This is a genomic window from Achromobacter dolens (genome assembly GCF_902859745.1).
Classification (GTDB): Bacteria; Pseudomonadota; Gammaproteobacteria; order Burkholderiales; family Burkholderiaceae_B; genus Achromobacter; species Achromobacter dolens.
Map to the genome: position 1 here is coordinate 1 of NZ_CADIJW010000016.1, position 16011 is coordinate 16011.

A 16011-nucleotide genomic window follows, 5' to 3' on the forward strand; every position below is an offset into this window, starting at 1 on the left:
CGGGCGGGGTGACGGTGCCCGGCAGCGCGGCGGCCTGGGCCGCGCGCGTGGCGGTGGCCGGCAGGCCACGGGTCAGGTCGGCCTCGTCGGGCGTGGCGAAATCGAAGATCGACGTCAGGTCGCCGCAGACGGCGCGGCGCCACGGCGAGATGTTGGGTTCGGCGACCCCGAAGCGGCGCTCGACGAAGCGCAGCACCGAGGTGTGGTCGAACACTTCCGAGTTGACCCAGCCGCCCTTGGTCCAGGGCGACAGCACGTACATCGGCACGCGCGGCCCCAGGCCGTAGACGCCGTGCAGGTGGGCGGCCGTATCGTCCTTTTCGGCGCCGGTGACGATCTCGTGGTATTCGCCGGCGGTGTCCACGGTGGACGCGCCCGCCAGCCGGCCGTCAGGGCCGCGCGAGGGAGGCGCCGGCGGCGGCATGTGGTCGAAAAAGCCGTCGTTCTCGTCGAACATCAGCAACAGGACGGTCTTGCTCCAGACCTCGGGATTGGCGGTCAGCGCGTCCAGCACCCTTGCCGTGTAGTCCGCGCCCTGCGCAGGGCTGGAAGGGCTGGGATGCTCGGAGCCGGCTTTGGTGGCGCAGATCCACGACACCTGCGGCAGCGTGCCATCCCGCACGTCCTGGCGCAGTTGGTCCAGGCTGCGCGTGGTCAACGCCTTGTCCTTGAGCGCGGCCAGCGAGCCCGGCACGCCGTGGTAGGCGTCGCGGTAGGCCTTGAAGCCCGCGGTCGGATTGAGCGAGTAGTTGTCCGCCATGTCCTGGTAGATGCGCCAGCGGATGCCGGCGCGTTCCAGCCGCTCGGGATAGGTGGTCCAGGTGTAGGCGCCGGCGGGGTCGCCGCCGCCCAGCTTGTTGTAGGTGTTGCCCAGCGCCGGGCCGTGGCCGCGGCCCAGGCCGTCGTTGGTGCCGGTCCAGACGAACAGGCGGTTGGTGTTGGTGCCGCCGGTGAACGAACAGTGATAGGCGTCGCACACGGTGAAGGCGCGCGCCATGGCGTACTGGAACGGCATGTCCGCCTCGGTGTAGTACGCCATCGAATGGTTCTTTTTGGCGGCCGGCCACTGGCCCATGCGGCCGGCGTCCCAGGCGTCCTGGGCGTTGGACCAGGTGTGCGGGGTGCTGGCCACGCGCATGGCCTCGTAGTCCGCGCCGGTGTCGAGCCGGAATGGCAGTACGCTGCGCGGCGCGCCCTCGTCGGGGCGGCCGTTGTACTGCGCCCAGACCGTGCGGCGTTCGAAGTCGGGGCTGGCGGGCACCGGGATCGGAAAGCGGTCGCCGAAGCCGCGCACCCCGGCGAGGCCGCCGAAGTAGTGGTCGAACGACCGGTTCTCCTGCATGAAGATGACGATGTGTTCGACGTCTTCAATCGTGCCCTTGCGGCGGTTGGCGGGAATCGCCAATGCGCGGCGGATGGAGGCGGGCAGCAGCGCCAGGGCGCTGCCGGCGCCGGCGATCGCGGCGCCGCCGCGCAGGAACTCGCGTCGGGATTGCATGCTGGGTGTCCTTGCAGGGTATCCTTGTCACGCGGCGCCGCCCCGGTCGGGACGGCGCATTCCATGGCGCCGCGGGGCGCTTACTGCTTGCGGGTGCTTTCGGCGTAGTCCATGTACAGCTTGTGGGCGCGGCGCGCCAGCGGGCCGTATTCCAGCTTGCGGTCTTCGACGCGGTTAACGTGCACCACCTTGCCGTAGTTGCCGGACGAGAACACTTCGTCGGCGGCTTCGATGTCGGCGCGCGTCAGGCTGCGTTCCTGGACTTCCACGCCGTCGGCCTTGAGCAACGCCAGCACGCGGCGGCGCGTGATGCCGTTCAGGAAGGTGCCGTTGTCCACCGGGGTCGAGACCACGCCGTCCTTGGCGATCCACAGGTTGCTGGAGGCGAACTCGGCGACATTGCCGGCGCCGTCCAGCATGATGGCGTTGTCGAAGCCCTTGTCCATCGCCTCGCGGATGGCGCGCTGGCCGTTGGGGTACAGGCACGAGGCCTTGGCGTCGGTCGGCGCCATGTTGGGCCAGGAACGCGCGAAGCTGGAGAAGCAGGCGGCAAAGCCCTGGTCGCCCGGCATCGGCACCTTGAACACGTGCAGCACGAACTGGGTCTTGTCGGCGTCGGGCAGCAGGAAGCCGTCGGCGCAGAAGAACATCGGCTTGATGTAGAGCTCGCTGCCCTCGGGGAACTTGGCCACCGCCTGCAGGCACAGCGCCTGGATTTCCTGCCAGGTGATCTGCGGCTTCATCAGCATCTTTTCGGCCGAGCGCACCACGCGCTGGCAATGCAGGTCCAGGTCGGGCGTCAGGCCGCGGAACGCGCGCGCGCCATCGAAGACCATGCTGGCCATCCAGAAGGCGTGGTCGGCGGGGCCGAGCAGTTTGGGGTTTTCAGGGGTCCAGTGACCGTTGTGCCAGAACAGGGCATCCATGGTGGTTTCCTTCGCGGGTATCGGGTGGCGCGACAATGGCGCCGAAACGTCAGGATACATGAGGCGCGGACCGCTTACTCCTTGTCCAGCGCCGCCTGCACCCGTTCGGCCGCATCGGCCGGCATCCATTGCCGCCAGACCGGTCCGTACTGCTTGAGGAAGTAGCGCGCGGCCTCCTCGGGTTCCTTGCCTTCGTTCTCGAGCCAACCGAGCGTGGCGTCGATGGCGTCGCTGGGAATGGTGAGCTTGGCCAGGAACGCGGCAAGCTGCGGCGCCTCCTTGGCAAATGCGCTGTTCACGCCCGTCACCACGGGGTTGGGCTTGAACTCGGTGGCCACCGGCTTGGCGCATTTGGGATCGGTCAGGCAGGTATACGCGGTCTGGTCGAAGGCCGGCAGTTCCAGCTTGACCAGGTCTAGCGCGCCGACCAGCGCGGTGGGCGTCCAGTAGTAGAAGACGATGTCGCGCTTGCGCTTGTAGGCCGACAGGATGGCGGCCTTCTGCGCCGCGCCGGAACCGGGCGCGAACAGGCTGTAGTCGCGGTCCAGGCCGAGCGCGCGCAACAGGTTGTCGTTCAGCGTGCCACAGGCCCAGCCGGCGGGGCAGCCGTAGATGCGGCCGCGGCCCGGGTCTTCCGGGTCGGCGAAGACCTGCTTGAAGCGCGCCAGGTCCGCCGCCGATTTCAAGTCGGGATGGCGCTGCACGGTGTAGCGGGGCACGTACCAGCCTTCGCCGGCGTCGTAGACATGCCCCAGGCCCTGCACGCGGCCGCCGGCCAGCGCCTTCTTCCAGGCCACCTCGATCTGCCCCGGCCACACCTCCGGCGTGACGTCGACGTCGCCGCGCTGCAGGGCGGCCAGCATGGGCAGCGTCTCGCCGATCTCGACGCTGGTCTTGCAGCCGTAGCCGTGTTCCATCACGTAGCGCTCGATGCCGGCCAGCACCAGGTTGGATTCCCAGTTCAGGCCGCTGAAACGGACCGGGCGGTCGACCTCGCAGACCGGCTTGGCGGCGTGGACCGCGGCGGGCGCCTGCAGGGCGGCGGACAGCGCCAGGGCGCCGGCGAGCAAAGGCTTCATGCGCATGATGGAGCACCTTTCTGATTGCGTGCCGGTCATTGTAAAGGTCCCATGCAATCGGGGCCGCGTTCAGCGGCCCCGAGGGTCAGGCAGGCGATGCGGCCGGCGGCCGCGCGGATCAGGCGCGCGCGGCGCGCCGCTTCTCGATCAGCGCGCCGATCTCGCCGACGATGCCGCGACGGAAGGCCAGCACGCAGATCACGAAGATCAGGCCGATCACGATGGTGACCGACTCGCCCAGGCGCAGGAACCAGTCGACGCCGGTCAGGCTGGCCATCATCTGGCCGAAGTCGCCCACCTTGTTCTCCAGCAGCACCACGATGAAGGCGCCGAGAATCGGTCCGGTCAGCGTGCCGAGCCCGCCGATCAGCGTCATCAGGATCACCAGGCCCGACATCTGCCAGGTCGCGTCGGACAGCGTGGCCGACACGAACACCAGCGTCTTGGTGGCGCCGGCCAGGCCGGCGATGGCGGCCGACAGCACGAAGGCCAGCAGCTTGAAGCGATCGACGTCGTAGCCCAGCGAGACCGCGCGCGGCTCGTTCTCGCGCAGCGCCTGCAGCACCTGGCCGAACGGCGAATGCACCGTGCGCCAGATGATGAAGTAGCCGATGATGAACACGCCCATCACCAGGTAGTACAGGTTCAGGTCTTTCGACAGGTCGATGATGCCCAGCAGCGTGCCGCGCGGCACGCTCTGCAGGCCGTCTTCGCCGCCGGTGAACTTGGCCTGCAGGAAGAAGAAGAACACCATCTGCGCCAGCGCCAGCGTGATCATGGCGAAGTAGATGCCGCTGCGGCGGATCGCCAGCGCGCCCATCGCCAGGCCCAGCAGCGCGGCCACCGCGACGCCGAACAGCAGCCCGATCTCGGTCGGCACGCCCCACACCTTGAGCGCGTGGCCGGTGGCGTAGGCGGCGCTGCCCAGGAAGGCGGCGTGGCCGAACGACAGCAGGCCGGTGAAGCCCAGCAGCAGGTTGAAGGCGCAGGCGAACAGGGCGTAGCACATGATCTTCATGGCGAAGATCGGATACACCCCGACGAAGGGAAGAATGGCCACCACGACGGCCAGGACCGCATAGCCCAGGAATTGACGATTCATTTCTCTTTTCCGAACAGCCCGGCCGGGCGGAGCAACAGGACAATGGCCATGATGATGAAGACGACCGTGCTGGACGCTTCGGGCCAGAACACCTTGGTCAGGCCCTCGATCACGCCCAGGCCCAGGCCGGTGACGATGGCGCCCATGATGGACCCCATGCCGCCGATCACGACCACCGCGAACACCACGATGATGAGGTTGGACCCCATCAGCGGCGAGATCTGCAGCACCGGCGCCGCCAGCACGCCGGCAAAGCCCGCCAGCGCCACGCCGAAGCCGTAGGTCAGCGTGATCATGCGCGGCACGTTGACGCCGAAGGCTTCCACCAGTCGCGGGTTCTCGGTGCCGGCGCGCAGCAGGGCGCCGAGGCGGGTGCGCTCGATCACGAACCAGGTCGCCAGGCACACCACCACCGATGCCGCCACCACCCAGCCGCGGTAGTTCGGCAGCACCATGAAGCCCAGGTTGGTGGCGCCGCGCAGGGCGTCGGGCGTCGGATAGGGCTGGCCCGACACCCCGTAGAAGCTGCGGAACAGGCCCTCGATGAGCAGCGTCAAGCCGAAGGTCAGCAGCAGGCCGTACAGGTGGTCAAGCTTGTAGAGGTGCCTGAGCAACAGCTTTTCGATGATGATGCCGAACAACCCGACCACCAGCGGCGCCAGGATCAGCATGACCCAGTAATTCAACCCCAGGTACGACAGCCCCATCCAGGCCAGGAAGGCGCCCAGCATGTAAAGCGCGCCGTGCGCGAAGTTGATGACGTTCAGCAGTCCGAAGATAACCGCCAGGCCGAGCGACAGCATGGCGTAGAACGAACCGTTGACCAGTCCCAGCAGCAACTGGCCGAACAAGGCCTGTATGGGGATGCCGAAAATATCAGTCATCTTGTGAAAATCCTGCGCGTACGAAGGGAAGCGGGCAAATTCAGGATGCGACCCGGCCGCGCGGGCCGGGTCGCATCAAGGGATCGCATCGACGGGAATTACTTCTTGACCAGCTTGCAGGTCGACTCGGACAGCTTGGTGTAGACCTCGTCGCCGGGCAGCGTGGCCACGACCTTGTAGTAGTCCCACGGGCCCTTGGATTCGGCCGGCGTCTTCACCTGCATCAGGTACATGTCGTGGATCATGCGGCCGTCTTCGCGCACGTAGCCGCCCTGGGTGAAGAAGTCATTGATCTTGTTCGACTTCATCCACTTCATGAGCGTGTCGGCATCGTCGGTGCCGGTGGCCTTCACGCCGTTCAGGTAGAACGTGACCGACGAATAGTCGCCAGCCTGCAGCATCGACGGCTTGCGGCCCACCTTGGCTTCGAATTTCTTGGACCAGGCGCGCGAGGCGTCGGATTGATCCCAGTACCAGCCGTCGGTCAGGTACATGCCCTTGGTGGCTTCCAGGCCGAGCGAGTGGACGTCGTTGATGAACACCAGCAGGCCGGCCATTTTCATGGTCTTGGTGACGCCGAATTCATTGGCGGCCTTGATGGTGTTGATGGTGTCGCCACCGGCGTTGGCCATGCCCAGGATCTGCGCCTTGGAAGACTGCGCCTGCAGCAGGAACGACGAGAAGTCGGAGGCGCCCAGCGGAGCGCGCACCTGGCCCTTGATCTCGCCGCCGGCGGCCTTGACCACGGCCATGGTGTCGCGTTCGAGGGCGTGGCCGAAGGCGTAGTCGGCGGTCAGGAAGAACCAGCTCTTGCCGCCATCCTTCACCACCGCCGAACCGGTGCCGCGCGCCAGCGCCACGGTGTCGTAGGCGTAGTGCACGGTGTACGGCGAGCACTGGGCGTTGGTCAGGTCGGAAGCGCCCGCGCCAATGGCGATGAAGGGCTTCTTCTTTTCAGCCGCCACGGCCGCCATGGCCAGGCTGGTGGCCGAGTTGGTGCCGGCGATGATGACGTCGACCTTCTGCTGGTCGAACCATTCGCGCGCGCGGGCCGACGCCACGTCGGCCTTGTTCTGGTGATCGGCCGACAGCACTTCGATCTTCTTGCCGTTGACGTTGCCGCCGAAGTCCTCGATCGCCATGCGGACCGCTTCCAGGCCCGCCTTGCCGTCGATGTCGGAATACACGCCGGACATGTCGGTGATGAAGCCGATGCGGATGACATCGTCGGAGATGCCTTGTGCCTGGGCGGTCGCCCCGGCGAATCCCAGGCCCGCCATGGCCAGTGCAGCAGTGATGGTGTGCAGCTTCATGGGATGACTCCTCTTCCCTTTGGTATATGGGATGCCGGGAACCCGGCGGATGACAGGTTATTCAGACGCCCAACAATTCGTTGAGCGTGTCCTGTTTTTCTGAAAGTTCGGACGCTTCGAAATGCTCGACGATCTGGCCATGCTCCATGACGTAGAAGCGATCGGCCAGCGGCGCGGCGAAGCGGAAATTCTGTTCCACCATGACGATGGTGTAACCGCGCTGCTTGAGGGCGGTGATCATGCGGGCCAGCGCCTGCACGATGACGGGCGCCAGGCCTTCGGAGATCTCGTCCAGCAGCAGCAGGTTGGCGCCGGTGCGCAGGATGCGCGCCACCGCCAGCATCTGTTGTTCACCGCCCGACAGTCGCGTGCCGGGCGAATGCCGGCGTTCCTGCAGGTTGGGGAACATGTCGTAGATCTCGGCCAGCGACATGCCGCCGCCGAGCGAGCCCACCACGGGGGGCAGCAGCAGGTTCTCTTCGCACGACAGGCTGGCGAAGATGCCGCGTTCCTCGGGGCAGTAGCCCACGCCCAGGTGGGCGATCTTGTAGGTCGGCAGGTCGATGGCTTCGGTGCCATGGATGCGCACCGAGCCCTTGCGCGAGCCGGTCAGGCCGAGGATGGCGCGCAGCGTGGTGGTGCGGCCGGCGCCGTTGCGGCCCAGCAGCGTGACGACCTCGCCTTGCCCAACGCGCATATCCACGCCATGCAGGATATGCGATTCCCCGTACCAGGCCTGCAGGCCCGAGATTTCCAGTGCCGGGGTGCTCATGCGTGCGCTCCTTGGAGTTCGCCGTCGGTGGTGCCCATGTAGGCCTGCATCACGGCGGGATGGCGGGACACTTCGGCGTAGGTGCCCTCGGCCAGCACGGCGCCGCGCGCGAGCACGGTGATGGTGTTGGCAATCGAGGACACGACGTTCATGTTGTGCTCCACCATCAGGATGGTGCGGCCGGCGCTGACGCGCTTGATCAGTTGCGTGACGCGGTCCACGTCCTCGTGGCCCATGCCTTGCGTGGGCTCGTCCAGCAGCATCAGCTCGGGTTCCATCGCCAGCGTGGTGGCGATCTCCAGCGCGCGCTTGCGGCCATATGGCAGGTTCACGGTGGTCTCGTTGGCGAAGGCGCCCAGGTCGACCTGTTCGAGCAGGGCGCGCGCCGGTTCGTCCAGGGCGGCCAGGCGTTTGGTGCTCTGCCAGAAGTGGAACGACAGCCCGGTCTTGCGCTGCAGGCCGATGCGCACGTTCTCCAGCACGGTCAGGTGCGGAAACACCGCCGAAATCTGGAACGAGCGGATCACGCCGCGCCGCGCGATCTGCGCCGGACGCTCACCAGTGATGTCGATGCCGTTGAACTTGATGGTTCCCGAAGTGGGAGAGAGAAACTTGGTCAGCAGGTTGAAGCATGTCGTCTTGCCCGCGCCGTTCGGCCCGATCAAGGCATGAATCTCGCCTCGCTTGATACGCAAATCGACCCCATTGACCGCGACGAAACCGCGGAATTCCTTGGTGAGGCCTTTTGTCTCCAGGATCGTGTCGTCCATGTCCGCTGCACCGGCGTTGTATTTATATGGACCCTGCCCGGCGTCATGCGCTGAGCCCCCGCGGGGTATTGAAAATCATGGAAACACCACGGTTTTCTATAAGAGTTGCCGGCGAGTATGCGCACCTCCGAATCAAAATTCCATGAGGGTTTGTCATAGGTTTTGCGGTGCGGAAAGGTGAATTGTCAAATGGCGGACAATTCGCATGGCCACTGGGCGAAACCCTATGCCGGGACCCGATGCGTTGCAGCAAAACCGTATTGATTGTCATCAATCCGTCATTGAACGCCGCCTCGGGGAAAACCCGGTTTTGCAACTGCGCGAACGAATATCCGGCGGGTTCGCGAAAGGGGCGGCGAGCCTCTCAAGCGGGGGTTTTATCTTTGTATTCGCAGAGATCGGAAATGCCGCATTGCGGGCATTTCGGTTTGCGTGCCACGCATACATAGCGGCCGTGCAGGATCAGCCAGTGATGCGCGTCCTGCAGATACTCGCGCGGCACGAATTTCTCCAGCTTCAGTTCGACTTCCAGCACATTCTTGCCCGGCGCCAGGCCGGTGCGGTTCGAAACCCGGAAGATGTGCGTATCGACCGCCATGGTCGGCTGGCCGAAGGCCGTGTTCAGCACCACGTTGGCGGTCTTGCGGCCGACGCCGGGCAGCGCCTCCAGCGCCTCGCGCGTCTGCGGCACTTCGCCGCCGTGCTGTTCGATCAGGATGCGGCAGGTGGCGATGGCGTTCTTGGCCTTGGTGCGGTACAGGCCGATGGTCTTGATGTAATCGGACAGGCCTTCCTCGCCCAGCGCCACCAGGGCCTGGGGGGTGCCGTATTGCGGAAAGAACTTGCGGGTGGCGATGTTCACCGACTTGTCGGTGGCCTGCGCCGACAGCAGCACCGCGATCAACAGTTGGAAGGGGGTGTCGTACTCGAGTTCGGTGGTGGGCTTCGGGTTGGCCGCTTGCAGGCGGGCAAAGATTTCTCGGCGTTTGGCGGCGTTCATGGGCGCGGGGCGTTGCGGCGGGCACGGGCACGGGCCAGCGCGGATTCGATGGCGGCGCGCTTGCGGTCTTCGGTTTGCGCGTCGGCGGCAGGGGCGGGGGCTGCGGGCGCGGCGGCCGCCGTGGGTTCGGGCGCCATCAGGCGGGCGTTGTCGGCGGCCAGTCGTGCCATGCGCGCCTGATGGTGGCGGTGGCGCTGGCGACCGGCGGCCGCGTCAGCGGCGCTCCAGGCGCGGCCGGCCGGCACCATCTCGATGCAATCCACCGGACACGGCGCCACGCACAGGTCGCAACCCGTGCACCAGTCGGGCAGCACGGTATGCATGTGCTTGTTGGCGCCGACGATGGCATCGACCGGACAGGCCTGGATGCACAGCGTACAGCCGATGCAATGCGCCTCGTCGATGCGCGCCACCAGCAGCGGACCGGGTTCGCCGCGGCTCAGGTCCAGCGGCAGGGCGGGGGTTTCGAGCAGCGCCGCCAGCGCGGCGATGCCTTCGTCGCCGCCCGGCGGGCAGCGGTTGATCGGGGCGGCGCCCGCGGCGATGGCCTCGGCATACGGCTGACAGCCGTCATAGCCGCACTTGGTGCATTGCGTCTGAGGCAGCAGGGCGTCGATGCGATCGGCGAGTGAACGACAGGACATGGCGGGCAACGGAAAAAGCAAAGGGGCCCGCGAGGGCCCCCGTGGACGGACGGTGAAAGGCCTCAGGCCGATTGCCGGATGAATTCCGCGATTTTAGGACAGATCATTTCGCGCCAGCGGCGGCCCGAGAAAATCCCGTAGTGGCCGCAGTTGGGCGCGGTGTAGTGCATCTTGCGGTCGGCCGGAATGTTCTTGCACAGCTTGATGGCCGCGCGCGTCTGCCCCTGGCCGGAGATGTCGTCCAGCTCGCCCTCGATGGTGAACAGCGCCACTTTCTTGATGTCGGCCGGGCGCACCAATTGGCCGTCGACTTCCCAGGTGCCGTTCGGCAGCGCGAATTCCTGGAACACCATGCGGATGGTGTCCAGGTAGAACTCGGCCGGCATGTCGAGCACGGCGTTGTACTCGTCGTAGAAGCGGCGATGCGCCTCGGCGTCGCTGTCGTCGCCGCGCAGCAGGTCCAGGTAGAAGTCGTAGTGCGACTTCATGTGGCGGTCGGGATTCATCGCCATGAAGCCGGCATGCTGCAGGAAGCCGGGGTAGACCTTGCGGCCCGAACCCGGATAGCGCGGCGGCACGGGGTGGATGACCTGGTTCTCGAACCACGAGTAGGGCTTGGTGGTGGCCAGGCGGTTCACTTGCGTGGGCGACTGGCGCGGATCGATCGGGCCGCCCATCATGACCATGCTGCGCGGCTGGCAGGGATCGTTGGCCGAGGCCATCAGCGACACGGCGGCCAGCACCGGCACGGTGGGCTGGCATACCGAAATGACGTGCACGTCCGGTCCCAGGTGGCGGATGAAGTCCTGCACGTAGCGCACGTAGTCGTTCAGGTGGAACGGGCCGGCCGACAGCGGCACCATGCGGGCGTCGATCCAGTCGGTGACGTAGACATCGTGGCCAGGCAGCAGGGCGCGCACGGTGTCGCGCAGCAGCGTGGCGTGGTGGCCGGACAGCGGCGCGACCAGCAGCACCTTGGGATCGCCCTGCGGCGCCTGCCGCACGTCGCGGTGGAAGTGCACCAGGCGGCAGAAGGGCTTGTCCAGCACGACCGATTCAGTGACCCGGACCGACTTGCCGTTGATTTCCGTGGCGGGCAGGTTCCAGGCGGGCTTCTGGTATTCCTTGCCGATGCGCGTCATCAGCTCGTATCCCGCGGCCATCTGGCGCGAGATCGGGGTGTAGGCGAGGGGGCTGTAAGGGCTGGAGAACAGCTGGGAACCGGCATCCGTGAATGCAGCGAACGGAGTCAGGAAGGCGCGCTGCATTTCGTGCAATTGGTACAGCATTTGGGGAAGTCCTTCTGGGTCGTGCGTGTGCCCCGATTATTGCGCCGGGGAGTAACGGTATTTCCAATTTGTCTGACGAAAGCGCCTGAAAACCGGATTTTGTGTTGCGAAAATGCGACCCGTCATCCCTTGCGCACCAGTTTAGGGCGAAATCAAGGGGCGCCGGCGGGATAAAAAGGGGGATTTTCGCCCTAGGCCGGACGGGCCAGGGGCCGATCCGACAGGGGCGGGGAATCACCAGTAGTTTTCCACCGCGAGGTTGCCGGGAACGCCGCGGCGGCCCGGCTTGAAACCGCGTTCGCCCAGCAACTTGCGGGCGTCGGCCAGCATCTCCGGGTTGCCGCAAAGCATGATCTTGGCTTGCTCCGGGGCCAGCGGCAGGCCGGCCAGGCGTTCCAGTCCGCCATCGGCGATCAGGGTGGTCAGGCGCGCCTGCGGCATGCCGGGCAGGGCCTCGCGAGTGGCGATGGGCAAATAGATCAGCTTGTCCGGTTCGGCCTCGAACAGGTCGCTCAGGGACGGATCATTGCGCCAGCCTTCGATTTCCTCGCGGTAGGCCAGCTCCGCCGCGGTGCGCACGCCGTGCACCAGGACGATGCGGCGATAGGCGCGCCAGACGGCCGGGTCGCGCAGGATCGACAGGTAGGCCGACAGGCCGGTGCCGGAGGCCAGCAGCCAGAGGTCGCCGCCGGGCGCGAAGCGCTCCAGCGTCAGGAAACCGTAGGGCGCTTTTTCGACATAGAGCGCATCGCCCGGCTGCAGCCGCGCCATGCGCGGGCTGAACAGGCCCTCGGGCACCACGATGGAATAGAACTCCAGCCAGGGCTGATGCGGGGCCGACACCATCGAGTAGGCGCGCCACAGGGTGGGCGGGCCGGCGGGATCCTCGGCGCCAGGCAGACCGACCCGGGCGAACTGGCCCGGCTGGAAGGCATACGCGTCGTCGCGCGTGACGCGCACCGAGAACAGCTTGTCGGGCACCCAGGTATGAACGTGGGTAACGGTCTGGCGCGTGTATTTGGAATCGTCGGTCATCGGGGCATCGCGCGTCGCGAGGCCTTGGCGGCCCCGCGCTCGCGGATTATTTTTCCAGGTATTGCAGCTTGTCCTGCTTGCCGTTCCATTCGTCGGCGTCGGGCAGCGGCTTCTTGGCGCGGCTGATGCTGGCGAACTCGGGCGAGAGTTCTGCGTTCAGGGCGATGAAGTTGAGCTGGTCCTGCGGCACGTCTTCCTCGGCGTAGATGGCGTTGGCCGGGCATTCGGGGATGCACACGGCACAGTCGATGCACTCGTCGGGGTCGATCACCAGGAAGTTCGGACCCTCACGAAAACAGTCCACCGGGCATACGTCGACGCAATCGGTGTACTTGCACTTGATACAGTTTTCGGTGACTACGTGGGTCATTCTCAGGAACTCCGGGCAGGCGGCATGTGTGTCTTGTTGGGCGGATTTTACCCAATGCGGCGCCAAACCGCCGCCAATACCCGTGTTGACATCGTGGCGCATTGGGGTATCGCGGGGCCCCGCTGTGCTATGGTGTCGCGAAACGATACGCGTAATCATGATAATCACCTCGCTGCTCGACACCGACCTGTACAAATTCAGCATGATGCAGGTGGTGCTGCATCAGTTTCCCGCTGCCCAGGTCGAGTACCGTTACAAATGCCGGACTCCGGGGGTCAACTTGCGCCCCTACCTGGATGAAATCCGCGAAGAAGTGCACCAACTGTGCCAGTTGCGCTTCACCGAGGACGAACTTAAATATCTGGGCGGCTTGCGTTTCATCAAAAGCGACTTCGTCGATTTCCTCGAACTGTTCCACCTGCCCGAGCGCTGCATCAGCATCCAGGAGGGCGAGGGGCCGGGCGAGATCAGCATCGAGGTCAAGGGCCCGTGGCTGCACACCATTCTCTTCGAGATCCCGGTGCTGGCCATCGTCAACGAGGTCTACTTCCGCAACACGCGCAAGAACCCGGATTGGGCCGAGGGCCGCAAGCGCCTGCAATCCAAGATGCATCTGGTGCTGGACGACCCGGCGCTGGCCGATTTCCGCGTGGCCGAATACGGCACCCGGCGCCGCTTCTCCAAGGTCTGGCACGAAGAGATCGTCTCGACCATGAAGGCCCAGATGGGTCCGCATTTCGCGGGCACCAGCAACGTGCTGCTGGCCAAGCAGCACGAGGTGCTGCCACTGGGCACCATGGGCCACGAATACCTGCAGGCCTGCCAGGCGCTCGGTCCGCGGCTGCGCGATTCGCAGGTGTTCGCGCTGGAAGTGTGGGCCAAGGAATACCGCGGCGACCTCGGCATCGCGCTGTCGGACGTCTATGGCATGGACGCCTTCCTGCGCGACTTCGACATGTATTTCTGCAAGCTGTTCGACGGCGCGCGGCACGATTCGGGCGATCCCTTCGTCTGGGGCGAACGCTTGCTCGAGCACTATCGCAAGAACCGCGTCGACCCGCGCGCCAAGACGCTGGTGTTCTCGGATTCGCTGACCTTCCCGCGCGCCATCGAACTGGCGCGCCAGTTCGCCGGGCGTTGCAAGGTGTCGTTCGGCATCGGCACCAACCTGACCAACGACCTGGGCCACGAACCGCTGCAGATCGTCATGAAAATGGTCCGCTGCAACGGCCAGCCGGTGGCCAAGGTGTCCGACGCGCCTGAGAAGACCATGTGCGACGATCCCGCCTACCTGGCCTATCTGCGCCAGGTGTTCCAACTGCCGCCCGCCTAGCGGGCCTCGGCCCGGGCAGGGTAAAGTTCGCCATTCTTCGCATTGTTCAACCCGCAACTCGTCATTAGGGGAATATTCATGAGCAGCATCAAGCGCTTCCACGTCGCCAAGCGCCTGTCGGACATGGCCGTCTACAACGGCGTCGCGTACCTGGCGGGCCAGGTGCCGGACGATTCCACGCTGGACATCACCGGCCAGACCGAGCAAGTGCTCGCCACCATCGACCGCCTGCTGGCCGAAGCCGGCACCGACAAGACCAAGATCCTGATGGCCCAGATCTACGTGGCCAACATGAAGGAATTCGACGGCATGAACAAGGCCTGGGACGCCTGGGTCGCCGACGGCAACTCGCCCCCGCGCGCCACCGTCGAGGCCCGCCTGGCCAACCCCGACTTCAAGGTCGAGATCGTCGTCACCGCCGCCGTCGCCTGATTGGCGCGGCCGCGCGATGAAAAAGCCCTCCGGCAGGCCGGGGGGCTTTTTCATTCCTGGACGCGCCGCGTGGCGTCACGGCGCGCCGACCGCCAGGGAGGGAGGGCGCTATGGAGCGCGCAGCGGCTGACCTGGGCCGGCCCGCTGTCGGCGGCAGGGCTGCCTCAAGCCGCTGTCAGCAGCAGGCCGGCGAGCAGGCCACCGACCTCCTCACAGCGCGCCAGCTCAGCCGGGGCCACGGTCTTGGGGGCGGCGATCTGTTGCGGCGTCTGCGCGCCCAGGTTGACGATCAGGGCCGGCGCCACGGGCCGCAGGCGCCAGCCGGTGCAGATGCGCTCCACCTGGCGCGCCGCGCCGGCGCCGTCGCTGCCGGCGCTGACCAGGCAGGCGTAGGGACGGCCGGCGATGCGGTCCAGCACGCCGTAATAACAGCGGTCGAAGAATTCCTTCATTTCACCGCTCAGGCTGGCCAGGTTCTCCGGCGCGCAGAACAGCAGGCCATCGCTGGCCAGCACCTCGTCCACCCCGGCGTCCGCGGCGCGGCGCAGGGTCACCGCCAGATCGTCCGGCTGTTCCAGCAGCGCCGCCGCCGCGGCCGCGCCCCGGGCGGCGGCCTCGGCCATCTGGCGGGCCGCGCCGGTGCGGGAATGCCACACGATCAGCAGCCGTTTCATGCGTAGCGCGCCAGGGGATCCTGGCGGTAATAGGCCCGCAGCAGGCCGAACCATTCCGGCAGCGCCTCGGCCATCGGGTGGGGATCGACGAAGAAGTGCTCGGAGCTGACGGCGAAGAACTCGGCTTCGTCGGTGGCGGCGTAAGGGTCGAGTGGCAAGCGCCCGTACCAGGCGTCGGCCTCGGCGCTTTCCGGATCGACGTCATGCGGAATGGCGGCCTCCACCGCGTCGACCGCGGCGATGAAGCGATCCAGGCTGTCGTCCAGGATGCGGCGCCATTCGCGCGGCTTGATATCGCCGTGCGCCGCCAGCGACGGCATGCCGTCGGCAAAGCCCGATTGCAGGTCGAGTTTGTGCGCGAACTCATGGATCACCACGTTGAAGCCGCCTTCGGACAACTGCGTGTCCTCCCAGGACAGCACCAGCGGGCCGCCGTCCCAGGCCTCGCCGGCGGCGTCTTCCAGGTATTCGTGCATCACGCCGTCCTCGTCCATCTGCTTGCGCGGGATGCGAAAGCCCGCGGGGTACACGATGATCTCCTCCCAGCCCTCGTACAGCGCGGGCGTCAGGCTCAGGATCGGCAGGCTGGCCTGGGCCGCGATCGACAGCCGCATGAAGTCGGTCACTTCCAGCCCCTGCGCGCCATTGATCGTCTTGCTGGCCAGCAGCCAGGCCGAGCGCGCCAGCAACTGCGCGGATTCGTCGGCGTCCAGCGCCGCCAGGAAGGGGTGGGCGTCCAGCACCTGCCGCCAGAGGTCGGGTGCGATCCGGGCCCGCATCTGCGCCACCTCGGCGGCGCGCGCGCCCCGGCCCTTGAGCCAGCGCAACATAAGCTTGGGTTCCTTGAATATGTGCCCGGCGTTGGCCGGGGTTTTCAGCATTGATTCCTA

17 protein-coding genes are annotated in these 16011 nt (G+C 66.3%); 2 read left to right on the forward strand and 15 right to left on the reverse strand.

Annotation, left to right across the window (positions count from 1 at the left end; all coding sequences use genetic code 11):
• The 13 genes from HV783_RS13815 to fdxA all read right to left on the reverse strand — a co-directional run.
• A partial coding sequence (locus HV783_RS13815; protein ID WP_175189332.1) for a phosphocholine-specific phospholipase C occupies positions 1 to 1498 on the reverse strand: 1498 nt, incomplete at its 3' end.
• An 80-nt stretch (positions 1499 to 1578) separates the two neighbouring features.
• Entirely contained in the window at positions 1579 to 2424 is an 846-nt protein-coding gene (locus tag HV783_RS13820) for a branched-chain amino acid aminotransferase (RefSeq protein ID WP_049072102.1), read from the reverse strand.
• 74 nt (positions 2425 to 2498) lie between these two features.
• A complete protein-coding gene (locus HV783_RS13825; protein ID WP_175189333.1) occupies positions 2499 to 3509 on the reverse strand; it encodes an ABC transporter substrate-binding protein in 1011 nt (336 codons plus the stop codon).
• A 112-nt stretch (positions 3510 to 3621) separates the two neighbouring features.
• Complete coding sequence (locus tag HV783_RS13830; RefSeq protein ID WP_049072110.1) at positions 3622 to 4605, reverse strand: branched-chain amino acid ABC transporter permease; 984 nt, start codon at positions 4603 to 4605, stop codon at positions 3622 to 3624.
• Positions 4602 to 5489 carry a branched-chain amino acid ABC transporter permease gene (locus tag HV783_RS13835; protein WP_049072112.1) on the reverse strand — a complete coding sequence of 296 codons (888 nt, stop codon included), beginning with the start codon at positions 5487 to 5489 and terminating at the stop codon, positions 4602 to 4604. Before HV783_RS13835 ends, HV783_RS13830 begins: the two co-directional genes overlap by 4 nt.
• A gap of 98 nt (positions 5490 to 5587) precedes the next feature.
• The gene (locus HV783_RS13840) at positions 5588 to 6802 is read right to left on the reverse strand and encodes an ABC transporter substrate-binding protein (protein ID WP_006389257.1); all 1215 of its coding nucleotides are present in this window, start codon (positions 6800 to 6802) and stop codon (positions 5588 to 5590) included.
• A 61-nt stretch (positions 6803 to 6863) separates the two neighbouring features.
• Positions 6864 to 7574 (reverse strand): ABC transporter ATP-binding protein, encoded by a 711-nt coding sequence (locus tag HV783_RS13845; RefSeq protein ID WP_054501577.1) that lies wholly within the window; start codon positions 7572 to 7574, stop codon positions 6864 to 6866.
• Entirely contained in the window at positions 7571 to 8344 is a 774-nt protein-coding gene (locus tag HV783_RS13850) for an ABC transporter ATP-binding protein (protein WP_054501576.1), read from the reverse strand. Before HV783_RS13850 ends, HV783_RS13845 begins: the two co-directional genes overlap by 4 nt.
• Positions 8345 to 8708: 364 nt before the next feature.
• Positions 8709 to 9344, reverse strand: a complete 636-nt coding sequence (gene nth, locus HV783_RS13855) for an endonuclease III (RefSeq protein ID WP_175142161.1) — start codon at positions 9342 to 9344, stop codon at positions 8709 to 8711.
• Positions 9341 to 9988, reverse strand: a complete 648-nt coding sequence (rsxB, locus tag HV783_RS13860; protein WP_175189334.1) for an electron transport complex subunit RsxB — start codon at positions 9986 to 9988, stop codon at positions 9341 to 9343. The genes nth and rsxB overlap by 4 nt, the downstream gene beginning before the upstream one ends.
• A gap of 62 nt (positions 9989 to 10050) precedes the next feature.
• Complete coding sequence (locus HV783_RS13865) at positions 10051 to 11277, reverse strand: polyhydroxyalkanoate depolymerase (protein WP_054501574.1); 1227 nt, start codon at positions 11275 to 11277, stop codon at positions 10051 to 10053.
• Between the two features lie 234 nt (positions 11278 to 11511).
• Positions 11512 to 12312 carry a ferredoxin--NADP reductase gene (locus tag HV783_RS13870; RefSeq protein WP_054501573.1) on the reverse strand — a complete coding sequence of 267 codons (801 nt, stop codon included), beginning with the start codon at positions 12310 to 12312 and terminating at the stop codon, positions 11512 to 11514.
• A 46-nt stretch (positions 12313 to 12358) separates the two neighbouring features.
• Complete coding sequence (gene fdxA, locus HV783_RS13875; protein WP_006389264.1) at positions 12359 to 12682, reverse strand: ferredoxin FdxA; 324 nt, start codon at positions 12680 to 12682, stop codon at positions 12359 to 12361.
• A gap of 157 nt (positions 12683 to 12839) precedes the next feature.
• Between fdxA and pncB the strand changes: the two genes are divergently transcribed.
• Both pncB and HV783_RS13885 read left to right on the forward strand, forming a co-directional pair.
• On the forward strand, positions 12840 to 14015 hold the full coding sequence (pncB, locus tag HV783_RS13880; protein ID WP_049072128.1) for a nicotinate phosphoribosyltransferase: 1176 nt from the start codon (positions 12840 to 12842) through the stop codon (positions 14013 to 14015).
• 78 nt (positions 14016 to 14093) lie between these two features.
• On the forward strand, positions 14094 to 14447 hold the full coding sequence (locus HV783_RS13885; RefSeq protein ID WP_006389266.1) for a RidA family protein: 354 nt from the start codon (positions 14094 to 14096) through the stop codon (positions 14445 to 14447).
• Between the two features lie 164 nt (positions 14448 to 14611).
• Here HV783_RS13885 and HV783_RS13890 read toward each other — a convergent pair whose 3' ends face one another.
• Positions 14612 to 15121: a flavodoxin family protein gene (locus HV783_RS13890; protein WP_175189335.1), complete on the reverse strand. Its 510-nt coding sequence runs from the start codon at positions 15119 to 15121 to the stop codon at positions 14612 to 14614.
• Positions 15118 to 15951: a M90 family metallopeptidase gene (locus HV783_RS13895; RefSeq protein ID WP_175189353.1), complete on the reverse strand. Its 834-nt coding sequence runs from the start codon at positions 15949 to 15951 to the stop codon at positions 15118 to 15120. Before HV783_RS13895 ends, HV783_RS13890 begins: the two co-directional genes overlap by 4 nt.
• Positions 15952 to 16011 lie beyond the last annotated feature (60 nt).

Bases quoted from the DNA above. Each gene is read 5' to 3' on its own strand.
- HV783_RS13870 (WP_054501573.1), bottom strand. From the start codon at position 12,312: ATGACCGACGATTCCAAATACACGCGCCAGACCGTTACCCACGTTCAT.
- rsxB (WP_175189334.1), bottom strand. From the start codon at position 9,988: ATGTCCTGTCGTTCACTCGCCGATCGCATCGACGCCCTGCTGCCTCAG.
- HV783_RS13835 (WP_049072112.1), bottom strand. From the start codon at position 5,489: ATGACTGATATTTTCGGCATCCCCATACAGGCCTTGTTCGGCCAGTTG.
- HV783_RS13845 (WP_054501577.1), bottom strand. From the start codon at position 7,574: ATGAGCACCCCGGCACTGGAAATCTCGGGCCTGCAGGCCTGGTACGGG.
- HV783_RS13840 (WP_006389257.1), bottom strand. From the start codon at position 6,802: ATGAAGCTGCACACCATCACTGCTGCACTGGCCATGGCGGGCCTGGGA.
- HV783_RS13820 (WP_049072102.1), bottom strand. From the start codon at position 2,424: ATGGATGCCCTGTTCTGGCACAACGGTCACTGGACCCCTGAAAACCCC.
- HV783_RS13885 (WP_006389266.1), top strand. From the start codon at position 14,094: ATGAGCAGCATCAAGCGCTTCCACGTCGCCAAGCGCCTGTCGGACATG.
- fdxA (WP_006389264.1), bottom strand. From the start codon at position 12,682: ATGACCCACGTAGTCACCGAAAACTGTATCAAGTGCAAGTACACCGAT.
- HV783_RS13895 (WP_175189353.1), bottom strand. From the start codon at position 15,951: ATGTTGCGCTGGCTCAAGGGCCGGGGCGCGCGCGCCGCCGAGGTGGCG.
- HV783_RS13850 (WP_054501576.1), bottom strand. From the start codon at position 8,344: ATGGACGACACGATCCTGGAGACAAAAGGCCTCACCAAGGAATTCCGC.
- HV783_RS13825 (WP_175189333.1), bottom strand. From the start codon at position 3,509: ATGCGCATGAAGCCTTTGCTCGCCGGCGCCCTGGCGCTGTCCGCCGCC.
- HV783_RS13830 (WP_049072110.1), bottom strand. From the start codon at position 4,605: ATGAATCGTCAATTCCTGGGCTATGCGGTCCTGGCCGTCGTGGTGGCC.
- pncB (WP_049072128.1), top strand. From the start codon at position 12,840: ATGATAATCACCTCGCTGCTCGACACCGACCTGTACAAATTCAGCATG.
- HV783_RS13890 (WP_175189335.1), bottom strand. From the start codon at position 15,121: ATGAAACGGCTGCTGATCGTGTGGCATTCCCGCACCGGCGCGGCCCGC.
- nth (WP_175142161.1), bottom strand. From the start codon at position 9,344: ATGAACGCCGCCAAACGCCGAGAAATCTTTGCCCGCCTGCAAGCGGCC.
- HV783_RS13865 (WP_054501574.1), bottom strand. From the start codon at position 11,277: ATGCTGTACCAATTGCACGAAATGCAGCGCGCCTTCCTGACTCCGTTC.